The sequence below is a fragment of the Marnyiella aurantia genome (genome assembly GCF_014041915.1).
Taxonomy (GTDB): Bacteria; Bacteroidota; Bacteroidia; order Flavobacteriales; family Weeksellaceae; genus Marnyiella; species Marnyiella aurantia.
Map to the genome: position 1 here is coordinate 2,062,304 of NZ_CP059472.1, position 24,866 is coordinate 2,087,169.

Genomic DNA, 24,866 nt, shown 5'->3' on the forward strand with positions numbered 1-24,866 from the left:
ACTTTATATATTTGCACCACTTTAACGGCGAGGTAGCTCAGTTGGTTAGAGCGCAGGATTCATAACCCTGAGGTCACGGGTTCAATTCCCGTCTTCGCTACACAATCCCATCTATATCAGGTGGGATTTTTTTGTTGATCAAATGAATTTGTAACTGATCTACCTGATTAGTCGTATCGGCGAACTTGAAAAGACCTCTAAGTATTCATATCCGTCGGCTCCGACCGTTTTCCAGTTTCTTACTAACGTGAGTGGAATTTCATTGATGAGCGAATTTGTAGTGTACATATTATATTGCACAAGACATAACTTGGTTTATATTGATTTGCTACAATCTTCTAACATATTTTATTTGCAATCATGAACTATAGGCTGCCGGTGCCGGTGGCGGTAATTTAGATATTTTTAAAGTTTTGTGTATCTCGTACGAAGCTTATAAAACTCGCAACACTGAATGCCGGCTTAAGTGGGGTCAGTTACTACTCTATATATGTGCATATATCCTCTGCGCCGCTGCTGGGATTTTAATGTTTTGTAAATATTAAAATCTTCATCGCTAATTAATATGCAATCTGTGGATGGTTTAGCCATGCGTGTTACTCTATGCCGTAAATAGATGCTGGCAGAGACTGTAATAATTGCATTTAATATTTTCCCCCTTCACCCTCAGTAGTTTATATAATTTTAGTAAATATTTACATCAATATATTTGGAGGGAGTAGATAAATGGGTATCTTTGCAATCCCAAATCGAGAGACCAGGGAGCGAAGTAGAAGGCAAGTCAGGGTTTAGGAAGTAAGAGAATAGAGCGGTATTTAACCGGTTTAAAATTTTATCAAAAAACATTTGGCAGTTTAAAAATAAGTTGTACTTTTGCAGTCCCAATTCGAGGTAACGAGAGATGGGGAAGCGCAGGAGAGACTTAGGGGTCAGATTTGAAAGGAGAGGTAAGTTAAGGAAGGGGTTTGCTGAATAACACAGTGAATATCTGGACGTAAAATTTTCTTCAAAAATATTTGGTCATTTAAAAAATAGTTTATACTTTTGCACTCGCAATTCAGACGCCCAACGACAGAAGAGGTGACTGGAAATAAAGCGAAAAGAAGAGAGATCATTGACATACAAATAACAACCAAAAAAAAAGTAAGGAAAAACCAAAGCGTCAATAACTTTGAGTGAGCGAGTGAACAAACATACAATGGAGAGTTTGATCCTGGCTCAGGATGAACGCTAGCGGGAGGCCTAACACATGCAAGCCGAGCGGTAGAAGTCCTTCGGGACTTTGAGAGCGGCGTACGGGTGCGTAACACGTGTGCAACCTGCCTTTATCTGGGGGATAGCCTTTCGAAAGGAAGATTAATACCCCATAATATAGTGACTGGCATCAGTTACTATTGAAAACTCCGGTGGATAGAGATGGGCACGCGCAAGATTAGATAGTTGGTGAGGTAACGGCTCACCAAGTCTGTGATCTTTAGGGGGCCTGAGAGGGTGATCCCCCACACTGGTACTGAGACACGGACCAGACTCCTACGGGAGGCAGCAGTGAGGAATATTGGACAATGGGTGAGAGCCTGATCCAGCCATCCCGCGTGAAGGACGACGGCCCTATGGGTTGTAAACTTCTTTTGTACAGGGATAAACCCAGATACGTGTATCTGGCTGAAGGTACTGTACGAATAAGCACCGGCTAACTCCGTGCCAGCAGCCGCGGTAATACGGAGGGTGCAAGCGTTATCCGGATTTATTGGGTTTAAAGGGTCCGTAGGCGGGCCCGTAAGTCAGTGGTGAAATCTCGCAGCTTAACTGTGAAACTGCCATTGATACTGCGGGTCTTGAGTAAATTTGAAGTGGCTGGAATAAGTAGTGTAGCGGTGAAATGCATAGATATTACTTAGAACACCAATTGCGAAGGCAGGTCACTAAGATTTAACTGACGCTGATGGACGAAAGCGTGGGGAGCGAACAGGATTAGATACCCTGGTAGTCCACGCCGTAAACGATGCTAACTCGTTTTTGGATTTTCGGATTCAGAGACCAAGCGAAAGTGATAAGTTAGCCACCTGGGGAGTACGATCGCAAGATTGAAACTCAAAGGAATTGACGGGGGCCCGCACAAGCGGTGGATTATGTGGTTTAATTCGATGATACGCGAGGAACCTTACCAAGACTTAAATGGGAATTGACAGATCTGGAAACAGATTCTCCTTCGGGCAATTTTCAAGGTGCTGCATGGTTGTCGTCAGCTCGTGCCGTGAGGTGTTAGGTTAAGTCCTGCAACGAGCGCAACCCCTGTCACTAGTTGCTAACATTCAGTTGAGGACTCTAGTGAGACTGCCTACGCAAGTAGAGAGGAAGGTGGGGATGACGTCAAATCATCACGGCCCTTACGTCTTGGGCCACACACGTAATACAATGGCCGGTACAGAGGGCAGCTACACAGCGATGTGATGCAAATCTCGAAAGCCGGTCTCAGTTCGGATTGGAGTCTGCAACTCGACTCTATGAAGCTGGAATCGCTAGTAATCGCGCATCAGCCATGGCGCGGTGAATACGTTCCCGGGCCTTGTACACACCGCCCGTCAAGCCATGGAAGTTTGGGGTACCTGAAGTCGGTGACCGTAATAGGAGCTGCCTAGGGTAAAACAAGTAACTAGGGCTAAGTCGTAACAAGGTAGCCGTACCGGAAGGTGCGGCTGGAACATCTCATTTTTGAGTCTCGTCCCGTTAGGGAAGAGAATAAACAAACAACACGGTACGCTTTGTCGTACCACACGCACTCACTTTAAGTGATGCTTTGGTTTTTTACTTTTTGGTTGCTTATTTAAAATATACCCACTAGGAATTAGTAATAGGGAAGAGATTAAGAAAGAAGTTGGAAGTTAGAAGAAAGAAGTTAGAATAAAATCTGATATCTGAAGTCTAACATCTAATGTCTAAACAGAGTCTCGTAGCTCAGCTGGTTAGAGCGCTACACTGATAATGTAGAGGTCGGCAGTTCGAGCCTGCCCGAGACTACTAATTACAAGACGGGAGATTAAAAGACACAAGATAGGAGACAAAAAAGTCTCAGGTCTGAAAACTAGAAATCTCAAGTCTGAACTAGAGGGGAATTAGCTCAGTTGGCTAGAGCGCCTGCCTTGCACGCAGGAGGTCAAGGGTTCGACTCCCTTATTCTCCACAGTATTACCACTTTAATTTAAAAGTGACGGAAAGAGCCAAAAACAATTTCTGTTCATTAAAGAAGTAATAAGAAAATTGATCATTGACATTAACGGTAAGAACATCACAAAGAGAAAACCGAGCACCTGCGGGTGTGAAAGTTTACAAAATAAAAGGCAGCACGGTTGTGCTGTTATTAAAAATACTGAACTAATAAAAATATTAGGAAAGAAATCGTTAAGGGCGTATGGCGGATGCCTAGGCTTTCAGAGGCGAAGAAGGACGTGGTAAGCTGCGAAAAGCTCGGGGGATTGGCACACACGAATTGATCCCGAGATGTCCGAATGGGGCAACCCGGCTGGTAGAAGACCAGTCATCTCGTTGTTTACAACGAGAAGCAAACCCGGAGAACTGAAACATCTAAGTACCCGGAGGAAAAGAAATCGAAGAGATTCCGTAAGTAGTGGCGAGCGAAAGCGGATTAGCCCAAAAGTCTTTATATGTTTAATAGAACGTTTTGGAAAGAACGGCCATAGACGGTGACAGCCCGGTATATGAAAGGCATATTTTGATGATAAATGAGTAGGGCGGGACACGTGAAATCCTGTCTGAATATGGGGGGACCATCCTCCAAGGCTAAATACTCCTGAAAGACCGATAGTGAACAAGTACTGTGAAGGAAAGGTGAAAAGCACTTCGAATAGAAGGGTGAAAGAGAACCTGAAACCGTACGCCTACAAGCGGTCGGAGCCCACAAGTTGGGTGACGGCGTGCCTTTTGCATAATGAGCCTACGAGTTAATTTTACTAGCGAGGTTAAGGACTTCAGGTCCGGAGCCGGAGCGAAAGCGAGTCTGAATAGGGCGCATAGTTAGTAGGATTAGACGCGAAACCTTGTGATCTACCCATGGGCAGGTTGAAGCTTTGGTAACACAAAGTGGAGGACCGAACCGGTTGACGTTGAAAAGTCTTCGGATGACTTGTGGGTAGGGGTGAAAGGCCAATCAAACTGGGAGATAGCTCGTACTCTCCGAAATGCATTTAGGTGCAGCGTCGATGTTAAGTTTATTAGAGGTAGAGCTACTGATTGGATGCGGGGGAGTCAAATCCTACCAATTCCTGACAAACTCCGAATGCTAATAAATGTTCGTCGGCAGTGAGGGCATGGGTGCTAAGGTCCATGTCCGAGAGGGAAAGAACCCAGACCAACAGCTAAGGTCCCAAAATATATGCTAAGTTGAAATAACGCGGTTGGACTGCATTGACAGCTAGGATGTTGGCTTGGAAGCAGCCATTCATTTAAAGAGTGCGTAACAGCTCACTAGTCGAGCGGTCCGGCATGGATAATAATCGGGCATAAGCATATTACCGAAGCTATGGATTTGTATCCTAGGGATACATCTGGTAGGAGAGCATTCTATTTGCGCTGAAGCAGTACTGTGAGGTATTGTGGAGCGGATAGAAAAGAAAATGTAGGCATAAGTAACGATAAAGCGGGCGAGAAACCCGCTCACCGAAAGACTAAGGTTTCCTCAGCCATGCTAATCAGCTGAGGGTTAGTCGGGACCTAACGCGAACCCGAAAGGGGTAGTGGATGGACATAGGGTTAATATTCCCTAACTTGCTCACATTAAAAAGGGGACGGATTTACGTACTTGCTGGAGACTGACGGAATAGTCAAGGCCTAGCCTTCGGGCGAAGCTGCTGCAGGGAAATAGATTCCAAGAAAAGCCGAAGTGAAGCAACCCGTACCAAAACCGACACAGGTAGTCGAGGAGAGAATCCTAAGGTGCTAGAGTGAATCATGGTTAAGGAACTAGGCAAAATAGTCTCGTAACTTCGGAAGAAGAGACGCCAGCAGCAATGCTGGCCGCAGTGAAGAGGCCCAGGCGACTGTTTATCAAAAACACAGGACTCTGCTAAATCGAAAGATGCTGTATAGGGTCTGACACCTGCCCGGTGCTGGAAGGTTAAGGAAGGTGCTTAGGGTTAAACCGAAGGCATTGACTGAAGCCCCAGTAAACGGCGGCCGTAACTATAACGGTCCTAAGGTAGCGAAATTCCTTGTCGGGTAAGTTCCGACCTGCACGAATGGTGTAACGATCTGGGCACTGTCTCAACCATGAGCTCTGTGAAATTGTAGTATCGGTGAAGATGCCGATTACCCGCAATGGGACGAAAAGACCCTGTGAACCTTTACTATAACTTCGTATTGACTTTGAATAAACAATGTGTAGGATAGGTGGGAGACTTTGAAGCCGGCACGCCAGTGTTGGTGGAGTCAACGTTGAAATACCACCCTTTGTTTATTTGGAGCCTAACTCGAGCAATCGAGGACACTGCGTGGTGGGTAGTTTGACTGGGGTGGTCGCCTCCAAAAGAGTAACGGAGGCTTTCAAAGGTACCCTCAGCACGCTTGGTAACCGTGCGTAGAGTGTAATGGCATAAGGGTGCTTGACTGTGAGACCTACAAGTCGATCAGGTGCGAAAGCAGGACATAGTGATCCGGTGGTTCCGTATGGAAGGGCCATCGCTCATAGGATAAAAGGTACTCCGGGGATAACAGGCTAGTCTCCCCCAAGAGCTCACATCGACGGGGAGGTTCGGCACCTCGATGTCGGCTCGTCACATCCTGGGGCTGGAGAAGGTCCCAAGGGTTGGGCTGTTCGCCCATTAAAGTGGCACGCGAGCTGGGTTCAGAACGTCGTGAGACAGTTCGGTCTCTATCTATTGCGGGCGTTAGATGTTTGAGAGGGCTTGAGTTTAGTACGAGAGGACCGACTTGAACAAACCTCTGGTGTATCTGTTGTGCCGCCAGGCGCACCGCAGAGTAGCTACGTTTGGAAAGGATAAGCACTGAAAGCATATAAGTGCGAAACCTGCCTCAAGATGAGACATCTTTTAAGGGTCGTGGGAGATGACCACGTTGATAGGCTATAGGTGTAAAGTCAGTAATGGCATAGCCGAGTAGTACTAATTACCCGTAGATTTATAGCCTAATTAGGCGCAACCGTAGGTGCAGCACGGTTATCTCTTTGTGAACGTTTTTATCGATTTTTTAAATCAGACAGAAGGTTTAAAGACAAGAGATAAGAGACTAATGTCTCGTGTCTCAAATCTATCCATCTCCAATCTTATTTAAAATACATATACTGTACAACCTTTTGTACAAAACAACCTTTAGGGTGGTTTTAGCAGAGGGGCTCACCTGTTCCCATTCCGAACACAGAAGTTAAGCCCTCTAGCGCCGATGGTACTGCTAACGCGGGAGAGTAGGTCGCCGCCAGTTTTTTTTTAAATCCTTCATTCGTAAGAGTGAAGGATTTTTTTTGTTTTGGAGAGAAGAAAGAGCCAGAACCATGAACCTAGACTTCAGATATGAGAGGTTAGATGTTAGAAGTTAGAAGTTAGAAGTTAGAAATTAGAAACTGCAGCTATAGGTCAAACTAACCAGTCACCAATCACCCATCACCAGTCACCAATCACCATTCACCAGCAACAAAGGCTGCAGACATCAGCTATTTGATGCGAGAACTTAGAAACTGCAGCTATTGCTCACAAGTTTGCCAACAGCCTGTCAGGTGTGCATACAGCTTGAAGCTTATAGCTTGAAGCCAAAAGCTATCCACGGATCGCTAACCGCTGAATGCTCAACCAATCACCAGTCGCCAATCACCAAAAACTAATCAAGTCTGCACAAAAAAACCACTCTGGTAGAGAGTGGCTTTAATTTAAACGGGCTTACCATTATACCTGAATAACGCCCAGATTGAATTTCTCCGTTATTGGTGCATGATCTGCGGCCTCAATTCCCATTGAAATCCATTTACGGGTATCTGTTGGATCTATTATCGCATCAGTCCACAGTCTTGCCGCTGCATAAGTGGGTTCAGTTTGCTTTTTGTAGCGTTTTGATATTGTATCAAGTATTTCCTGATGTTCTTCTTCAGTGATTTCTTTACCCTGTTTTTTTAAAGTAGATTCCTGTATCTGTGCCAGAACTTTTGCAGCCTGTGAACCGCCCATTACTGCCAAATCTGCCCAAGGCCATGCAACAATAAGTCGTGGGTCATAAGCTTTTCCGCACATCGCATAGTTTCCTGCGCCGTAAGAGTTTCCGGTGATTATTGTGAATTTGGGAACCACTGAGTTGGCAACAGCATTAACCATTTTAGCTCCGTCTTTTATGATTCCACCATGTTCAGATTTGGAGCCTACCATAAATCCTGTGACATCCTGCAGGAAAATCAGCGGAATTTTACGCTGGTTGCAGTTAGCAATAAAACGGGTAGCCTTATCTGCAGAATCAGAATATATTACCCCACCGAACTGCATTTCACCCTTGCCGCTTTTTACCAGTTTACGCTGATTGGCCACAATACCAACACTCCAGCCGTTTACCCTGGCAGTAGCGCAGATAATGGTCTTCCCATAATCGGGTTTATATTCCTCGAATTCGGAATTATCTACCAGGCATTTTATGATATCGGCTGTATCATACTGCTCTGTCCTTGACGAAGGCATGATTCCGAAAATATTCTCAATCTTCTCTTTAGGATAAGCACTTTCGATTCGGTTGAACCCCGCTTTTTCGTATGAACCAACCGATTTCATGATATTCTTAATACGGTTCAGAGCATCGGCATCATCCTTAGCCTTGTAATCCGTCACTCCAGATATTTCACAGTGCGTTGTAGCGCCGCCAAGTGTTTCATTGTCTATGTTTTCGCCTATAGCGGCTTTAACAAGATAACTTCCCGCCAAAAATATAGAACCGCTTTTATCCACGATCATGGCTTCATCACTCATAATTGGCAAATAGGCGCCACCCGCTACACAACTTCCCATAACAGCCGAAATCTGGATGATTCCCATGGCACTCATCTTCGCATTATTGCGGAAAATCCGACCGAAATGTTCTTTATCCGGGAAAATTTCATCCTGCATCGGGAGATACACTCCTGCAGAATCGACCAGATAGATGATAGGCAATCGGTTTTCAATGGATATTTCCTGTGCACGCAGATTTTTCTTCGCTGTAATGGGAAACCATGCACCAGCCTTTACAGTGGCATCATTTGCTACAACAAGACACTGTTTTCCTGATACATAACCCATTACCACAATAACTCCTCCGCTCGGGCATCCTCCGTGCTCTTCATACATCTCATAACCGGCAAATCCTCCGATCTCTATGGAGTCCTTATCTTTATCAAGCAGATAATCAATTCGCTCACGTGCGGTCATTTTACCCTCCTGCCGCATTTTATCAAGACGCTTATCCCCGCCACCTTTTTTAATTTCGGAAAACAGACGGTTTATTTCAGAAAGTTTTAGTTTGTTTTGATCTTCGCGTTTATTAAATTCTAAATCCATATAAATTTTTCGGTCTTTAAAGGTAGCCATTTTCACGCAAAAATGCTTTACGGGGGCTTAACGTAATAAATGTCTGATGTTGAGGGTAATATGTTAAAAATATTTAACATAATCCTTTTGAAATAGTGACAATAATAGCACAGTTTTTGCGTTTAAGTTTTTAACTGGAGGCCTGCGAAGGTTACAGTTACAATCCCTAGTTTATTTTTTTAATAGTTTATTAATTGAGGATCCCGGAAGTTTAATTATTTCCGGGATTTTCAATTATTACTTACATTTCGCCATCGTTGCTGTTCGTGTAGAATTTAGGCATTTGCCAATGGTATTTCACAGCCAAAGTTCTGATGCATACAATAAGTAGTATTGTAAAAATCTGGATATAGGTGAATGAAAGAGATGTGAACGTTAGCATCAGCAGAAACATTCCTCCACCCAAAATACATGCCGTAGCATATATTTCTTTTCTGAAGATAAGGGGGATTCTGTTAAGCAGGGTATCCCGGATTATACCACCGAAACAGCCGGTTATTGTGCCCAGTGTTACACAGATTACAGGATGCAGCTGCGCATCCAGGCCTTTCTGGATTCCGATAGTGGTAAAAAGTCCCAGTCCCAGGCTATCAAATAGGAATAGTGTTACTTTAAATTTCTTGTCAAAATATTTAACAATGAATGCCAGTACCGCTGCCAGGAAAATTACTCCACATATAAAAATGTCATGCATCCAGAAAACCGGAATGCCTAAAAGAAGGTCGCGCACTGTTCCGCCTCCAACTGAAGTTACGAAGGCGATGATGAGTACGCCAAAAGGATCGAACCTCTTTTGCATAGCGGCAAAGGCACCAGACATCGCGAAAGCCATTGTTCCAATGATCTCGATAGCAAAATTGAAGTTATGAGTGATATCCAAGAGGCTGTATATGATGCTTATATTCGGACTGCGGGAGGAACCAGAAGTTTGTAGTCTCCCCTGAAGGTAATAATCTCCCTCACGATACTGCTGCTGATAAAAGATTTTCCGGAGGATGTAAGAAGGAAAATTGTTTCAATCTTACGGTCTTTTGTAAGTTCACGGTTGGTCTGTGCTATGGCTTTTTCAAATTCAAAATCGGCTGGATTCCTAAGTCCACGCAGAATAAAGCTTACATTTTTACTTTTGCAGTAATCAACAGTAAGCCCTTCAAAATGGTCAACCTCCACATTTGGAAAGTCGCTGAATGTTCTTTTAATAAAATCCATCCTCTGTTCCAGAGAAAACATATATTTTTTTTGGGAATTTTGTCCTATGGCAATGATTATTTTGTCGAATAGTGGCGCTGCACGTTCTACAATATCAAAATGACCTAAAGTTATAGGATCAAATGAACCCGGGAATACTGCTGTTCTCATATTTAACTGCTTTTTTTATTAAGGGCTTTTTCCACTTCATTGCCGCAGAGCTGCTGAATGGAGATTCCGTATATTTTTGCCTGTTGTGGGAGGATGGATGCCGGAGAGAAACCAGGGTTGGTATTCATTTCCAACATATAAGGTACACCATCCATAATAATGAATTCACTGCGGGAAAAACCGCTCATACCTAAAGACTCATATGCTTTCACAGCGATTTCCTCAACTTTGACCCGTGTAGTGTCATCCAGCCTGGCAGGAGTTATTTCTTCAGAGGCTCCTTCGTATTTTGCCTCATAATCAAAGAATTCCTTCTGCGGAACTATTTCTGTAATTCCCAAAACGATGGTGTGACCTTCAAAATCTACGACGCCTACAGATACTTCCATGCCGTCCAGCGCTGTTTCGATCAGGATTTCTTCGTCCTGTTCGAAAGCGAGTTCAAAAGCCTTATCAAATTCTGAAATATCTTTCACTTTGGAAATTCCCAGAGAGGAACCACTTTGGTTAGGTTTCACAAAGCAGGGCAAACCAAGTTGCTCCACAATTGAGGTGTTGTCGGTTTTTTCTCCTTTCCTCAGGTAAATGCTTTTTGCTGAAGGTATTCCGTACTTACCCAGAACGGCCAGCGTATCTTTCTTGTTGAATGTAAGCGCACTCTGATAGAAACTGCAACCTGTATAACGCTGTCCAATGATATCCCAGTATGCCTGCAGCTCACCGTTTTCGCCCGGCCTGCCATGGATAATATTGAAACAGACATCAAATTTTACTTTGTAACCACTGTCCAAATCTACGCTGAAATCCGACTTATTGATTTCTACCTTTGCATCGTGGTCATCTAAAAAGTACCACTGATCCTTTAAGATTATCACTTTGTACACATTATACAGTTCACGGTCCAGAGATTCATAAATCAGCTGTCCGCTTTTCAGGGAAACTATGTATTCATCGGAATAACCGCCCATTACAACGGCCACATTTTTCTTATTCATAACTAAATTCACAAAGTAAAGACGCAAATTTACTGAAATAGTTTATTTGTAGGCAGAGAGCCGCAAAATAAGTAATATAAACTGCGTGAACCAAAGGAATATACAGGCCGATACCCGGAAGCATTCTAAAATTATTATTTATATTTGCCGCTACATTTAAAGTTAAATAAACCATGCTGAAATCACTTTTCCATTGGAAGGTACTGGTAAATCTTGTGCTGGCCGCAGTAATTTTTATCGGCCTGGTATGGCTAACCTTTCGCTGGTTGGAACTGCATACTAATCACGGTAAAGAAATTCCTGTGCCTAATGTAATGAATAAATCCGTGCATGAGGCTATAAAAACGCTGGACGACCAAGGTCTTGAGTATAAAGTTGACAGTGGAACATTTGATCCGAAATACAAACCTTTTCAGGTGCTTAATATGTTTCCTAAGCCTGGATCCCGCGTCAAGAATGGCCGTATCATTGAAGTGCGCGTGAATCCACGTACCTGGGGTAAGGTGACTATCCCAGACATTCTGGACCGTTACAAAGGTCTGGCGTTCCGGCGTCTGGAGCAGGTTGGTCTTAAAGTCGGCGATACCATATTTGAACCAAGTATCCAAAGGGATGCGGTAATCCGGATGCTTCATAACGGTATTGCAATCAAACCTGGCAGCCAGTTACCGCGTTTTTCTACAATTGATCTTGTGATAGGTGCAGGACCAAAAAGAAATATAGCTATACCAAATCTTGTAGGTCTTACAGTAGCTCAGGCCAAGGCCATTGTAGCAAATAATCTTTTTGAGATTGGTCTCGTTGAGTATGACGATGGTAAAGGTGATGATACTGATATCGTATATTATCAGGATCCGGCAGGGGGCGACCTGCGTGATCAGGGAATGCAGGTAGACCTATGGGCAAGCAAGAAAACCCCGGCAGAAATGACCGCAAAGATTTCTCAACTCAATTCCATGTACAGGGTGAAGATAGATACTACCTTGCCACCTGTACGTTATGAAGAAGTCCCCGTTTATCAGGAACCTAAATTTGAAACACCAGACAAAGATCCGGTGGACCAGAAGCCAGTAGCACCAGCTGCAACTGCTAATACTACTTCAGGAAATCCCGTAAAGAAATCTGTAAACAGTTCAGGAACTGCAACACCAAAAACCAATCCTACCGGTGAGAAACCTGCCGCAAGTGTGCCTGCGAAATCCGCAGAGAAACCGAAAGCAAAAAAAGTGGTGGAATAGTGCTGAATTACTTAGGTCTCATCTTTCTTATGAAGCCTGTAATAAACATGTATGTTAGAGGATAACGAAGAATTATTTGTAGATGACTTACCGGAATCCGAGGTTGATAACGGCGAAAACACGGGACTTTTTGAGCATCTCAGCTTAAAAGTAGACCGCGGACAAGAGCCATTGCGTATTGACAAGTACCTCCTCAATTTCCGTCAGAATTCCTCCAGAAATAAAATTTCCCAAACCTGCCGCGCAGGAAATGTAGTTGTAAACGGGACTGTAGTTAAACAAAACTACAAGGTAAGACCCGGAGATGAAATATCGGTTCTTTTGGCGCGTCCGCCGCGCCAGAACATCCTAACTCCGCAGGACATTCCTCTCAATATCATCTATGAGGATGATGATTTAGTGGTTATAGACAAAGCACCAGGAATGGTTGTGCATCCCGGTCACGGTAACTGGGACGGTACATTGATTAATGCATTAGCCTTTCATTTTGAAAAGAACGGCATTAAGTCGGATTTGGATCGGGTGGGTCTTGTTCACAGAATTGATAAAGATACCTCCGGCTTGCTGGTTGTCGCAAAAAACGAATATGCACTGAGTTTTCTGGCCAAACAGTTTTTCGACCGCAAGACCAAAAGGCTGTATTGGGCTTTTGTCTGGGGTAATGTAGAAGAAGATCAGGGTACTATTACCGGGCATATAGGCAGGCATCCAAAAAACAGGATGCAGATGACTGTTTATGAGGATGGCAGCCAGGGTAAACATGCAGTATCACATTATAAGGTGCTGGAAAGGTTTCGCTATATGACCTGGATTGAGTGCAAGCTGGAAACGGGACGCACGCACCAGATCCGCGCCCACTTTAAGCACATTGGCCATACGCTCTTTAATGATGAGCGCTACGAAGGACATATTCCTTTACGTGGTCAGAATCTTCCTAAATATAAGCAGTTCATTAATAATATGTTCGAAATTCTTCCCAGACATGCCCTGCATGCGCATACTCTTGGCTTTGTTCATCCTGTAACAAAAAAGGAAATGTACTTTGAAAGTCCTATGCCTGCCGATATGGACGCCGCTGTAAAAAAATGGAGAAATTATTTAGAAAAATAAAAATATCCCAATAAATTTTCTATATTTGTTCAACTGAAATCTTGATTTGTTATGAGAAAACTATATGCTGTTGTTTGTTTCGCCTTATTTTCCGGCGCGTACCAGGCACAGGAAACATTACCTTATTATCAGCAATATCTGTTAGACGGTGATTTTCTTTTTAATCCGGCCCAATACGGTAAAACGGACGATGTGCACGTAAACGCGAACTATCAAAAACAGTATTCCTCTTTCAGCGAGTCACCTAATGTGCAGTCTGTAGGTCTGCATGCCAATATTTTCGACAGGGTGGGTGCCGGTCTTTCTGTTTTCAGAGATCAGAATGGTCCTATCAGCGCAGGCGGTATTACTTTGGGTGCGTCCTATTTTATTCCAATCAGTGACGAAGGTACCAGGAAAGACCAATTTTCCTTCGGTACAAGTGTTACAGCGTATAATATGAATTTCGATTATACGAAGCTTAATACAGACAGCCCTAACGATCCATTGCTTTCCGGAGAAAACAGCATCTTTATGATGTATGCCAATTTCGGTCTTGCCGCAACGTATAAAAATATTTTTGCAGGTGCATCCGTTAATGATATTGCACTAAGCAATGATGAAGCTATCGTAAACAATTACGAGCCTTCTCCAATTAAGATATTTTTGAATTTGGGTTACGATTGGGAAATTACGGACGGAATTATCATTACTCCTTCCGCGCTTATGAAGCTGGATACCAATTCCTCTCTTATGCTGGACGGTAACCTAATGGGTACCGTAGCTACAGATTTCAACAGATTCTCTGCCGGAGCAAGTTTCAGATATGTACAGAACAGATTTGATAACCAGACTTTAAGTATTGCGCCGGTTGTAAAAGTGAACCTGAATAAAATTATGATTGGGGCTACCTATAACATCGGACTTTCGGATATCGCAGAGTACGGTGGAAACAGTTTCATGATCGGCTTGGGCTATAACTTCGATAACTTCATTAACGTAAGAGGTTACAGATATTAATAAACTACGATTACAATATTTTGGAGCTCCGGTAAACGGAGCTTTTTTTTATGATATACCTCCATATACCATTCTGCAAACAAAAGTGCAGTTACTGTAATTTTCACTTTTCCACCTCTTTTCGTGGCAAAGATGATATGCTGCAAGCCCTCAAAAAAGAACTGCGCCTCCGGAAAGATGAACTGGAGAACAAAACGCTTAAATCACTCTATTTTGGTGGCGGCACACCCTCCGTCCTTACCGGGGATGAGATTAAAGGATTATTTGATGAAATCCTGAAATATTATTCCTTTGCGGATGATATTGAGATTACCCTTGAAACTAATCCGGATGACCTTGACGCTGCTTTTGTTAAAGAACTGGCCTCAACACCGGTTAACAGACTGTCTGTCGGTACCCAAAGTTTCTTTGATGAGGACCTGAAGCTCATGAACAGAGCGCATAATGCATCTGAAGCAGATGCTTCCATAAAACGCGCCCAGGATTTTGGTTTTGAAAATATTAGTATTGATCTGATTTACGGATCGCCCACTTCCAGCCTTGTGATGTGGAAGGAAAATCTGAATCGTGCGGTGGCGCTTGAAGTTCCGCATATCTCGTCTTATGCGTTAACTGTGGAGCCTAAGACCGCGCTGGAAAATTGGGTCAGAACTCAAAAAATCACTGCACCTGCAGAAGAGGAGCAGAACGAGGAGTTCTACTATATGTGTGATTTCCTGAAAAATAATGGATTTGAACATTATGAGATTTCCAATTTTGCCAAACCCGGATTTCATTCACGACATAATGCCGCTTACTGGCAATACGAACCTTATTTAGGTATAGGTCCTTCTGCGCATTCCTATGATGGCGGCAGTCGGAGGAGCTGGAACATTGCAAACAATGCGCTTTATGTAAAGAATCTTGAGGCAGCTCGTTTGCCGGCGGAATCTGAGATACTAAAGGAAAAGGACCGCTTCAATGAGTTGCTCATGATCGGACTCCGCACTGTGTGGGGAGTAGACATGAAGAAACTTAATGATAGTTTCAATCCGGAAATAGTACACCGATTTAGTCTCGACGTTGAAAGTAAAATCAACGAAGGAATTTTGCGGGTTAAAGATAACCGTCTCGTTATTCCGGAAGAACACTGGTTTATGGCCGACGGCATCGCCTCTGATCTTTTTATTATATAATGTTAAACTGTTGGTCTGGCAGTCTCTTTATACGTTCAAAAAATCGCTATTTTTGCATCAAAATACCCATCAACCTTGAAAAAGCAGAAAGAGGACTACTCCCATCTTGAGGCCGGTCAGCCAATTGGAATTTTTGATTCAGGCGTTGGAGGGCTTACGGTTGCACGTGAAATAAAGCGCATGCTTCCGCATGAAAACCTCATTTATTTTGGTGATACCAAGCATCTGCCGTATGGCGATAAATCCCGCGAGGCCATCATTGGATATTCAACAAAAATCACAGACTTCCTGCTTCAGAATAACTGCAAAGCCATTGTGGTGGCCTGCAATACGGCCACAGCCAATGCTCTGAACCAGGTTTTGGAACGGGTGGACGGAAAGATTCCGGTGATCGATGTCATCCATCCTGTTGCCGAGAAAGTTGCTTATGAAATACATAATAACGTGGGCGTTATAGCCACCAAAGCTACTGTAAGTTCCGGTCTTTACCGTAAAAGTATCCGCAAGCATAATAAATATATTAAAGTGGATGAACTGGCAACTCCGCTGCTGGTTCCTGCTATTGAAGAGGGATTCAGGAACCATCCTATTACCAATGCCATTATTTATAACTATCTAAGCAACAGTAAACTTAAAAACATAGAGACCCTAATCCTGGGCTGCACGCATTATCCGCTCCTAATGGCCGAAATAAAGCAGTTTTATGGCAACCGCGTTCGGGTCATTGATTCACCAAGTATTGTAGCCACACAACTGAAGCATATTCTGGATAAACACGAGTTGCTGAACAGTAATAACGGTACTCCCGTCTACGAGTTTTTCGTATCTGATCTGACTAAGAATTTTGAGAAGATCTCCAAAAAAATCTTTGGTAATTCAATTAAGCTTGAACTAAAAGTGCTTTAAATGATAAGCGGGGAAATGTTTACACATCTCCCCGCTTATTTTTTTCCGGTTTAAAAGTTATTATTTCTTTTTCAAGTCCAGGTCTTCAAAGTCGAAACTGAAGTCTGTAATGTCGGAAATTGGTTTCAGTGTTGCACTCTGTGCTTTGCCGTTTTCGTCCAGGTTGAAGTTCATAAAGGCGTCGGCGTCATAACTTCGGTCGTCCCACTTCACGATCATCACATTCGGAGTATAAGGGATCAGTTCACCTTTAAGGCGTGGCGAGTTCTGACAAACAATTCTGAATGTCTTTCCGTCGTGACTGAGGTTTACATCACCAAACCATTTGTCATTATAGGTGCCTGTAATCTGTTCGGGTTTGATTTGCTGGTTTTTCTGCTTTGCAAAGGCTTCTGATTTTGCAAATACCTCTTTCTTACCTTTTTCTATGTCCGCATTGTATTTCGCCATACGGTCTCCATGCATTTTCAGCCAGTTCTGGTCGGGCATTCCCAGGTAAGAATCCTTCACGGTATTCGTAATGGTACTGAAGGCGGCGCCGCTCTGTTGGTTGGTTAGTACCACAATACCCAGTTTCAAATCGGGAATCAGCGTAAACTGAGTTACTGTACCTATCAGTCCACCGGTATGATACACCTGCTTATGACCCTTTACATCTGTAAGGAACCATCCCAAGCCATATCCTGCAAAATTGGAATTATAGGTGTTCTTAAGCGCTACAGGTGTTGAGATCTGAAGATTCCACAGTTGCTGTATCTGCTTATCCGAAACCAGTTTTTTACCGTCTTTGGTGGTGAAGCCGTTCATTAGGAAATCGGCCCACGTCATCATATCTGTTATGTTGCTGATGATACCGCCGGCAGCATTAGCGGTCTCGTTCCAGTCATGCGGAACCATAACTGCTTTACCGTCCACCGGTGCGTGGGCATCAATAATATTTGATACACCTGCCTTTTTAGCGCGGCTATAGGATCCGTAGCTGGCATTCATCCCCACTGGCTTCAGGATTCTCTGTTCAATGAATTCTGCCCACGTCAGGCCCGAAATACGGGTGATTACCTCTCCGGCAACAATGAACATTATATTATTATAGTCCAGCGTGGATCGGAAACGGTTTTCTGGTTTCAGATACCTTACGTTATGCACTATATCCTTTACTGTAAGGTTTCCACCTTCCGGGAAGAACATAAGGTCGCCCTGGCCAAGCCCCAGTCCGGTGCGGTGGGTAACAAGGTCTTTTATTGTAACCTCCTGGGTAAGATAGGGATCGTACATCTGGAATTCCGGGATGTATTTGGTTACTTTATCATCCCAGTTCAGTTTGCCCTCATCTGCCAGGATGGCGAGTGCCGTGCCGGTAAATCCCTTGGAATTGGAGGCAATGCCCACCAGCGTATTCTGGTCCATTGACTTGCCGGTAGCAAGTGAGCTAACACCGAAACCTTTGGCGTAAACTATTTTACCATCTTTTATGATTCCGACAGACATTCCGGGTACATCGAAAGTCTTTAGAGTATTTTGAATGAGTTCATCCAGTTTTTTTTCTTCCACCTGCCCAAAGGAGAGTAGGGAAAGTAGGATAAGCAGAAAGGAAAAGTTCTTCTTCATTGATAATAATTTTCTCAAAGATAAAGGAATTCTTGAACATTCAAATCAACCAAAATTAATGTTACAGCCAATAGGTATGTCCAGGGTTATGTTATTATTTCAACAGCAACCTGGCACTATTAGCATTTTTTAACCTTTCTGCATTCGGCAGGTTTTGACCGAAAACCTTAACTTTGTAAGAAAGTAAATTATCAATGGAAAGTAAGAAAGAATTTTTTCTGGAATGTTATAAGCTCGGCATCATTAAATTTGGAAGGTTCACCCTTAAAAGTGGCATCGAAAGTCCTTTTTACGTGGATTTAAGACCATTGGCTTCCGACCCGAAGATCTTAAAACACCTGGCGAACTATCTTCTGGATATGCTTCCGCTTGATAATTTCGACCTTATTTGCGGCGTTCCTTATGCCGCGCTTCCAATGGCTACGGCTATGTCCCTGGAAAGTTATATTCCACTGATCATCAAACGTAAGGAAGCCAAGGATTACGGCACCAAGAAGATGATTGAGGGCATCTTTACCCAAGGTCAGAACTGCCTTTTGGTTGAAGATGTAATTACCAGCGGAAAATCTTTGCTTGAGACCATCCCCGAAATTGAGAACGAGGGTATTTCGGTGTCAGACATTGTTGTGGTTCTGGACAGGCAGCAGGGCGGTAAGGAACTTCTGGAATCTAAAGGATACCGCGTTCACACACTGTTTACCATTTCCGAAGTCTGTGGGATGCTGAAGGAAGAAGGCCACCTGAGCAACGACGAAGTCCTGAGAATAAGTGACTTCCTGCAAGGTAATGAAGTGAAATTTGAAGACAAAAAAAGACTGTCATACGCTCAGAAACTGGATGTTGCCGAGCATTCCGTGGCCAGAAGACTCCTCGAAACCGCCATTGCAAAGCAGACTAACCTTATCGCGTCCGCTGATGTAATGACCACCGCAGAGCTTTTAGATCTGGCTGATAAAGTAGGGCCGCATATTGTAGCACTTAAAACCCATATCGATATCATCACCGATTTCGACCCTGATTCCACCATACTTCCGCTGAAGGATCTTGCTGCCAAACACAATTTCATGCTGATGGAAGACCGTAAGTTTGCGGATATCGGAAATACTCAGGAACTGCAGTTCTCTTATGGGATTTACAAGATTTCCAACTGGGCCGATTTTGTGACTTCACAGGTGATCGGTGGTTACGACTCACTGAACTGCTTCCGAAACGTTGGAGTAGTGGCCATCCTTGGAATGTCATCAAAAGGTACACTTACCGACGCGGCTTATCAGGCAGAGGCCCTGAAAGTAGCACAGTCGCATCCAAACGTGATTGGTGGTGTTTCCCAAAAACAGATACCGGAAGAACTTCTTCTCTTTACACCCGGCGTAAGTATTGCTGAGACAGGTGATGGAAAAGGTCAGCAGTATAACACACCGGAGAAGGTGTTTGCCGACCTGCAAACGGATTTTATTATCGTTGGACGCGGTATTTACAAAGCCGATCATCCCGAAGCTGCGGCACTGAACTATAAAATTGCCGGCTGGAATGCTTATACCGCAAGTTTGTAAAAAGGTTTTTTAACAAAAAGTATAAGGCTGCGAAATTGGATTCCGCAGCTTTTTTTATAACCGCTCTGACTGCTCAATAAAGTGAAGATTAACTGTGCCACTCAGCGCATGATCAGTGTAAATAACAAGAGGTATGCTGTCAATCATGACGCGGTTCCAGTAAGAGCTGCCCGCAAACCGGCTTTCAAGCACCTTTGCGGGTTCGCCCTGTGCAGCGACCTTGATCTGATGAGGATACCAAAGATGACGGCCTAACTTCAGCGAATCTTTCTCCGCATCTGTCAGCACATTCACTTCGCCAAAGAGCTTTGCTACATAAGAATTGTACGGATTCAAGTAAGTTTCCTTCGGACTGTCATTCTGTATCAGCCTTCCGTCCTGCAACACGGTAATGCGGTCCAGCCACGGCATTACTTCCTGTATCTCATGGGTAGAGATGATGAGCGACAGATTATTTTGTTTTACGAAGTTGAAAAGTCGCTCCCGTAATTCAATCTTCCGGGAAAAATCCAGGTTGCTGAAGGGTTCATCCAGTAAAAGGAGTTTTGGAAGTACCGACAGTGCCCGGGCAATAGCAACGCGCTGCTGCTGTCCGCCGCTCAGGAACTGTGGTTTTATATCAGCAAAATCTTCCATGCCTACCACTTTCAGCAACTCATGTACTCTCATTTTTTTTTCGTGAAGGTTTATGTTCGAAATAAACTTCCCCACATTTTCTGATACCGTGGAGTAGGGCATCAGGTCGTAGGTTTGTGCCACGAACTTCATGTCTTTTTCGCCGGGCACCAGGTTTCCCTTTGGGCCCATCAGGCGGGTTCCGTTCAAAAGGATTTGCCCATCTTCCCAATCCAGCAGACCATAAATAAGGTTTAGGAGTGTGGATTTGCCACAGCCACTTTCGCCAGCCAGCGCAATGATTTGGCCTTCATCAATGCTGATGCTGAGATTGTTGAATAATTTCTTATTTGGAGTATATGAAAAGTGGAGGTTCTTTACTTGCAGGAGCATGGCAGCAAAATTAGGTTTTTTCGCGGTTAAATTATATTTTCTTAGTTTAGCGTAAATGTAATTAATTAAAGACTAGCCTATGACATCTAAATTTCTATCGCCTTTCTTTGCAGCCCTGATATTGGGTACAGCAGCTGTTTCCTGCGGAAAGGATAAACCTGTGACCAGTGAAACCTCTGAAGTGGCTACCACACGTGACGGACAGGTTTATGTTATTGACACCATGAACAGCCGTATTGAATGGAAAGGCTTCAAGGTGTTAAAATCTGAAAATACCAGTCATTTTGGAACTATAAAATTTGAGACTGGCGATGTAACTGTGAAAGACGGACAGCTTGAAAGCGGAAAATTTGTTGCAGATATGACCTCTCTGGATAATGTTGATCTCCAAAGTGATGCCGAACAGAAAGCTAAGCTTGAAGGTCATTTGAAATCCGGTGACTTCTTCGAGGTTGAAAAATTCCCCACTGCTTCCTACGAAATTACTAAAGTATCACCATTGGCTGAAGGTGATTACAATACGCTGCTTGAAGGGAATCTCACCATCAAAGGTATAACTAAACCGGTGAAATTCAATGCAAATGTTGCAGTGAGCCAGGGTGAAGTTTCAATAGCTACCGAACCTACGGACATTATGCGCGAAGATTATGGTGTGAAGTTTCAAATGCCGGTACAAAATGGTCTTATTAAAAATGAAGTAAACGTCCAGATCCGCATCAAGGCAATGGAGCAGAAATAGTATCCACATGATTGTTTACAGGCAGGGCGCGATATTCGTGCCCTGCTTTTTTACTTTGTCCTGAATGTTGTAAATTTGCACCATTAAGAAAAACGACGATAATGTTTGATGACATTGACCAGCTGCTGCAAGAGGTAAGCTCATTCACCTCATCCGGAAAGGAGGAAACTGAACAGTTTCGCCTTCGCTTTAACGGGAAGAAGGGAATCCTGAACGATCTGTTCGAGAAGTTTAAGGAGGTACCCAGTGACCGGAAGAAGGAATACGGCCAGCGGATTAATTCGCTGAAGCAGGCGGTAGCCGCCAAGCTGGATGAACTGAAAAATGAAGGAGAAACTGTAACTGCAGCGGATAAAGAAGATCTTACGCGTCCCGGTTTTCCGCTGGAAATGGGTACTAGACACCCTATCAGCATTGTAAAACACAGGATCAATGACATCTTCCGTTCCATAGGTTTCGCCATTGCCGAGGGACCTGAGATTGAAGACGACTGGCATAATTTCTCAGCACTTAATATGCCTGAATACCACCCGGCCAGGGATATGCAGGATACGTTTTTCATTGAACAGAATCCCGATGTACTTTTGCGTACACATACCTCTTCCGTACAGATCCGCTATATGGAAAACAACGAGCCTCCAATCAGAATACTGGCACCGGGCCGTGTGTTCCGGAACGAAGCTGTGTCTGCAAGGTCACACTGTATTTTTCACCAGGTTGAAGGTTTGTATATTGACGAAAACGTAAGTTTTGCCGATATGAAACAGACCATTCAGTATTTTACCACAGAACTTTTCGGAAAATCCAAAATCCGCATGAGACCGTCTTATTTTCCCTTCACTGAACCAAGTGCCGAGGTTGACGTATACTGGGGACTGAACAGTGAGACCGATTACCGGATTACTAAAGGTACCGGCTGGCTGGAAATTATGGGTTGCGGTATGGTGGATCCTGCCGTGCTTTCCAATGTAAACATTGACCCGGAGAAATATTCCGGTTATGCTTTCGGTATGGGTATAGAAAGAATCGTGATGCTTCTTTATCAGATTGGCGACATCCGCCTCTTCTTTGAGAATGACAAACGTATGCTGGATCAGTTCAAATCGATATAAACAGAAAAGTGGCCGTATGTAGCCACTTTTTTTATTTGATGAATTTCATCGGATATTTTACGTTACGGTAACCGTCCAGATCAGCCTTCAGCGATCCAACGGCCAATTCTGCCTTAATAGAGATGGGAATATGGTTAGCATCATTACTCACCCAAAGTGTTACGCCTTCCTTTGCTTTGAAAACCCGCCCGCTTTTTACCAGCGGAATGATTTTAAGGCAGTTAATCCGACCATATTTTGTGTTCACATACTCTGTGCCGGTTACACGGATCTGAAACGGAAACATCTCATCATCAATCCAGATATTCATATTCTTTACGGTGCCCACCCGCAATTCAGAGGCGTCCAGTGTGCGCAGATGATAGAAAGCCGACAGCATATCCTGTACACCACTCACTGATTTAATGGTTTTTGAACCGTTCGCAGGAGTTTTTTTGTCCGTAAGCACTAATGTCTGGTTAGCGTGATTGAAAACAGTTTGTAAATGCTGGCTGTAACCGCCCTCTTTCACATTCCTTACATAAAAACTTGGCAAACCTGTATTATAGTTGATATAGCTTTCATAAAGGTCTTCCACTTTGAAAACTGCTCTTACCGCACCAGTGGTACGGCCTACACCTTTCACGTACATATGCGGCTGACCCCGGAAAGTTGTTTTCTGGGTGGAGAGGGTAGCGGTACCTGCAGTAAGCAAACCGTAATGAATACGGTAGCTCAGCATTTCGCCGGAGTTAATATTGTCAAGTTTTTGTGGGAAAATATACAGATACATCAAGGCAGCAAATACGCTGAATAATTTTTTCATATGTAGGTTTTTACAAAATCTTTGCCACAAAGATAAGGGCTTTGTAATTGACTTTTGTCAGTCTTTATGTGCCTCAATAAGCTCTGCTGCACCAGAGCCCTTCATAATTTTTTTAGTATTTTTGCAAAGTTTTAGTTCAAAAAATTTAAAAAGATATAATCAATGGTTACAACAGATTTGCTGATTATCGGAGCCGGACCCACAGGACTGTTCACTGTGTTCGAAGCTGGATTGCTAAAGATAAAGTGCCACATAATTGATGCTTTACCCCAGGCTGGAGGTCAGCTTCAGGAGTTGTATCCAAAAAAACCTATATTCGATATCCCTGGTTATCCCACCATCAATGCTGGTGAGCTCGTAGATAACCTTATGGAACAGATCAAGCAGTTCCAGCCCGGTTTTACGCTTGCTGAAACAGCAGAAACACTAACGAAAATAGATGACGACTGGTTTGAAGTGGTGACCAACAAAGGCACAGTACACAGAGCAAGAGCCGTGGCTATAGCCGGTGGGTTGGGAACTTTTTCGCCGCGTAAGCCGGAACATCTTGAAAATCTTGCCAAATTTGAAGAAAACGGTGTGGAGTATTTTGTTAAAGAGCCTGAGCATTTCCGGAATAAGAAGGTGGTCATTGCCGGTGGTGGTGACTCTGCGCTGGACTGGAGTATCTTCCTGAGCAATGTGGCCAGTGAAGTGACGCTCATTCACAGACGTAACGAATTCCGCGGCGCTTTGGACTCTGTAGAGAAGGTACAGGCACTGAAAGATGCCGGCAAACTGAAACTGATCACTCCTGCGGAAGTTACCTCATTACATGGCGATACACATCTGGAATCCATTACAGTTGATGCCGGCGGAGAAATCCGTGAGATTGAGACCGATTTCTTTATTCCACTTTTCGGACTTACACCAAAGCTGGGCGACCTGGCCAACTGGGGACTGGAGATTGAGAAAAACGCCATTAAAGTAAATAACGCACTGGACTATCAGACCAATATTGAAGGGGTGTACGCCATAGGGGACATCAATACCTATCCGGGTAAACTTAAACTTATCCTTTGCGGTTTCCACGAAGCCACACTGATGTGCCAGAGTGTGTACAACCGTATGAATCCGGGTAAGAAATTCGTCCTGAAATACACAACGGTGAGTGGGGTAGACGGTTTTGACGGCAGCCGCAAGGAAGCGGAAAAGGCCGTAGTGAAAAAGATCGATTAAAGTCTTTAAAATTAACAGGAATCCAGCATGTCTGATATCAACATAAAAATTACCGACCGCGAAGGCATTACGCACGATATTGCTGCGCCCACGGATATGTCCATGAATCTGATGGAGGTTATCCGCGCATACGAACTTGCCGAAGAAGGCACTATCGGTGTTTGCGGTGGGATGGCCATGTGTGCCTCCTGTCAGGTATATGTACTGAATAACGCGGATAAGCTGCCGGAAATGGGTGATGAAGAAGATGCCATGCTGGGCGAAGCTTTCCATGTGCAGGACAACTCGCGATTGGGTTGCCAGATCCATATCAGCGAGGAAATAGAAGGTTTGGAAGTAGAAATAGCACCTTATCCTTAATATGACTTAAATAGACACAACAGCGCCCGGATGTATCCGGGCGCTTCTTTATTCCCTAGTATAAGCATGAGCAGTTCGTGTATTGAGGCTTCCTATATTAAAAAAAAACACATA

At 43.8% G+C, this 24,866-nt stretch carries 17 protein-coding genes, 3 tRNA genes and 3 rRNA genes; 16 read left to right on the plus strand and 7 right to left on the minus strand.

Annotation, left to right across the window (positions count from 1 at the left end):
• Window positions 1–26 precede the first annotated feature (26 nt).
• The 6 genes from H1R16_RS09605 to rrf all read left to right on the plus strand — a co-directional run bounded on the left by H1R16_RS09605 (window position 27) and on the right by rrf (window position 6,450).
• A tRNA-Met gene (locus tag H1R16_RS09605) sits at window positions 27–100 on the plus strand.
• Between the two features lie 1,095 nt (window positions 101–1,195).
• A 16S ribosomal RNA gene (locus tag H1R16_RS09610) occupies window positions 1,196–2,712 on the plus strand.
• A gap of 232 nt (window positions 2,713–2,944) precedes the next feature.
• A tRNA-Ile gene (locus H1R16_RS09615) sits at window positions 2,945–3,018 on the plus strand.
• Between the two features lie 89 nt (window positions 3,019–3,107).
• Window positions 3,108–3,181 (plus strand) — tRNA-Ala (locus H1R16_RS09620).
• 208 nt (window positions 3,182–3,389) lie between these two features.
• Window positions 3,390–6,158, plus strand: a 23S ribosomal RNA gene (locus H1R16_RS09625).
• Window positions 6,159–6,342: 184 nt separating this feature from the next.
• Window positions 6,343–6,450: ribosomal RNA gene (rrf, locus tag H1R16_RS09630) — 5S ribosomal RNA — on the plus strand.
• Together the 16S, 23S and 5S rRNA genes with 2 tRNA genes alongside form the textbook arrangement of a ribosomal RNA operon.
• A gap of 458 nt (window positions 6,451–6,908) precedes the next feature.
• On the opposite strand, the gene H1R16_RS09635 is transcribed toward rrf, so the two are convergent.
• The 4 genes from H1R16_RS09635 to H1R16_RS09650 form a co-directional block, all read right to left on the minus strand.
• A complete protein-coding gene (locus H1R16_RS09635; protein ID WP_181886746.1) occupies window positions 6,909–8,537 on the minus strand; it encodes an acyl-CoA carboxylase subunit beta in 1,629 nt (542 codons plus the stop codon).
• Between the two features lie 271 nt (window positions 8,538–8,808).
• Window positions 8,809–9,441 (minus strand): trimeric intracellular cation channel family protein, encoded by a 633-nt coding sequence (locus H1R16_RS09640; RefSeq protein ID WP_181886804.1) that lies wholly within the window; start codon window positions 9,439–9,441, stop codon window positions 8,809–8,811.
• A gap of 23 nt (window positions 9,442–9,464) precedes the next feature.
• Complete coding sequence (coaD, locus tag H1R16_RS09645) at window positions 9,465–9,926, minus strand: pantetheine-phosphate adenylyltransferase (RefSeq protein ID WP_181886745.1); 462 nt, start codon at window positions 9,924–9,926, stop codon at window positions 9,465–9,467.
• 2 nt (window positions 9,927–9,928) lie between these two features.
• On the minus strand, window positions 9,929–10,921 hold the full coding sequence (locus H1R16_RS09650) for a D-alanine--D-alanine ligase (protein ID WP_181886744.1): 993 nt from the start codon (window positions 10,919–10,921) through the stop codon (window positions 9,929–9,931).
• A 173-nt stretch (window positions 10,922–11,094) separates the two neighbouring features.
• On the opposite strand from H1R16_RS09650, the gene H1R16_RS09655 reads away from it, so the two are divergent.
• From H1R16_RS09655 to murI, 5 genes are all read left to right on the plus strand, one after another.
• Window positions 11,095–12,159: a PASTA domain-containing protein gene (locus tag H1R16_RS09655; RefSeq protein ID WP_181886743.1), complete on the plus strand. Its 1,065-nt coding sequence runs from the start codon at window positions 11,095–11,097 to the stop codon at window positions 12,157–12,159.
• A 51-nt stretch (window positions 12,160–12,210) separates the two neighbouring features.
• Complete coding sequence (locus H1R16_RS09660; protein ID WP_181886742.1) at window positions 12,211–13,269, plus strand: RluA family pseudouridine synthase; 1,059 nt, start codon at window positions 12,211–12,213, stop codon at window positions 13,267–13,269.
• 51 nt (window positions 13,270–13,320) lie between these two features.
• Complete coding sequence (locus H1R16_RS09665) at window positions 13,321–14,268, plus strand: PorP/SprF family type IX secretion system membrane protein (protein ID WP_181886741.1); 948 nt, start codon at window positions 13,321–13,323, stop codon at window positions 14,266–14,268.
• Between the two features lie 50 nt (window positions 14,269–14,318).
• Entirely contained in the window at window positions 14,319–15,443 is a 1,125-nt protein-coding gene (hemW, locus tag H1R16_RS09670; RefSeq protein WP_181886740.1) for a radical SAM family heme chaperone HemW, read from the plus strand.
• A 75-nt stretch (window positions 15,444–15,518) separates the two neighbouring features.
• Window positions 15,519–16,349, plus strand: a complete 831-nt coding sequence (gene murI, locus H1R16_RS09675) for a glutamate racemase (RefSeq protein WP_181886739.1) — start codon at window positions 15,519–15,521, stop codon at window positions 16,347–16,349.
• A gap of 60 nt (window positions 16,350–16,409) precedes the next feature.
• Here murI and H1R16_RS09680 read toward each other — a convergent pair whose 3' ends face one another.
• Window positions 16,410–17,957, minus strand: a complete 1,548-nt coding sequence (locus H1R16_RS09680; protein WP_181886738.1) for a serine hydrolase — start codon at window positions 17,955–17,957, stop codon at window positions 16,410–16,412.
• 194 nt (window positions 17,958–18,151) lie between these two features.
• Here H1R16_RS09680 and pyrF point away from each other — a divergent pair, with 194 nt between their 5' ends.
• Window positions 18,152–19,510, plus strand: a complete 1,359-nt coding sequence (gene pyrF / locus H1R16_RS09685) for an orotidine-5'-phosphate decarboxylase (RefSeq protein ID WP_181886737.1) — start codon at window positions 18,152–18,154, stop codon at window positions 19,508–19,510.
• Window positions 19,511–19,564: 54 nt separating this feature from the next.
• Here pyrF and H1R16_RS09690 read toward each other — a convergent pair whose 3' ends face one another.
• Window positions 19,565–20,518 (minus strand): ABC transporter ATP-binding protein, encoded by a 954-nt coding sequence (locus H1R16_RS09690; protein ID WP_181886736.1) that lies wholly within the window; start codon window positions 20,516–20,518, stop codon window positions 19,565–19,567.
• 79 nt (window positions 20,519–20,597) lie between these two features.
• Here H1R16_RS09690 and H1R16_RS09695 point away from each other — a divergent pair, with 79 nt between their 5' ends.
• Both H1R16_RS09695 and pheS read left to right on the plus strand, forming a co-directional pair.
• Window positions 20,598–21,257, plus strand: coding sequence for a YceI family protein (locus H1R16_RS09695; protein WP_181886735.1), 660 nt, complete (start codon window positions 20,598–20,600; stop codon window positions 21,255–21,257).
• A 101-nt stretch (window positions 21,258–21,358) separates the two neighbouring features.
• The gene (gene pheS / locus H1R16_RS09700) at window positions 21,359–22,369 is read left to right on the plus strand and encodes a phenylalanine--tRNA ligase subunit alpha (protein ID WP_181886734.1); all 1,011 of its coding nucleotides are present in this window, start codon (window positions 21,359–21,361) and stop codon (window positions 22,367–22,369) included.
• 31 nt (window positions 22,370–22,400) lie between these two features.
• Here pheS and H1R16_RS09705 read toward each other — a convergent pair whose 3' ends face one another.
• Window positions 22,401–23,174: a DUF3108 domain-containing protein gene (locus H1R16_RS09705; protein WP_181886733.1), complete on the minus strand. Its 774-nt coding sequence runs from the start codon at window positions 23,172–23,174 to the stop codon at window positions 22,401–22,403.
• 162 nt (window positions 23,175–23,336) lie between these two features.
• On the opposite strand from H1R16_RS09705, the gene H1R16_RS09710 reads away from it, so the two are divergent.
• Both H1R16_RS09710 and H1R16_RS09715 read left to right on the plus strand, forming a co-directional pair.
• Entirely contained in the window at window positions 23,337–24,392 is a 1,056-nt protein-coding gene (locus H1R16_RS09710) for an NAD(P)/FAD-dependent oxidoreductase (RefSeq protein WP_181886732.1), read from the plus strand.
• A gap of 27 nt (window positions 24,393–24,419) precedes the next feature.
• Entirely contained in the window at window positions 24,420–24,752 is a 333-nt protein-coding gene (locus H1R16_RS09715) for a 2Fe-2S iron-sulfur cluster-binding family protein (protein ID WP_181886731.1), read from the plus strand.
• The last annotated feature ends 114 nt before the right edge of the window (window positions 24,753–24,866 follow it).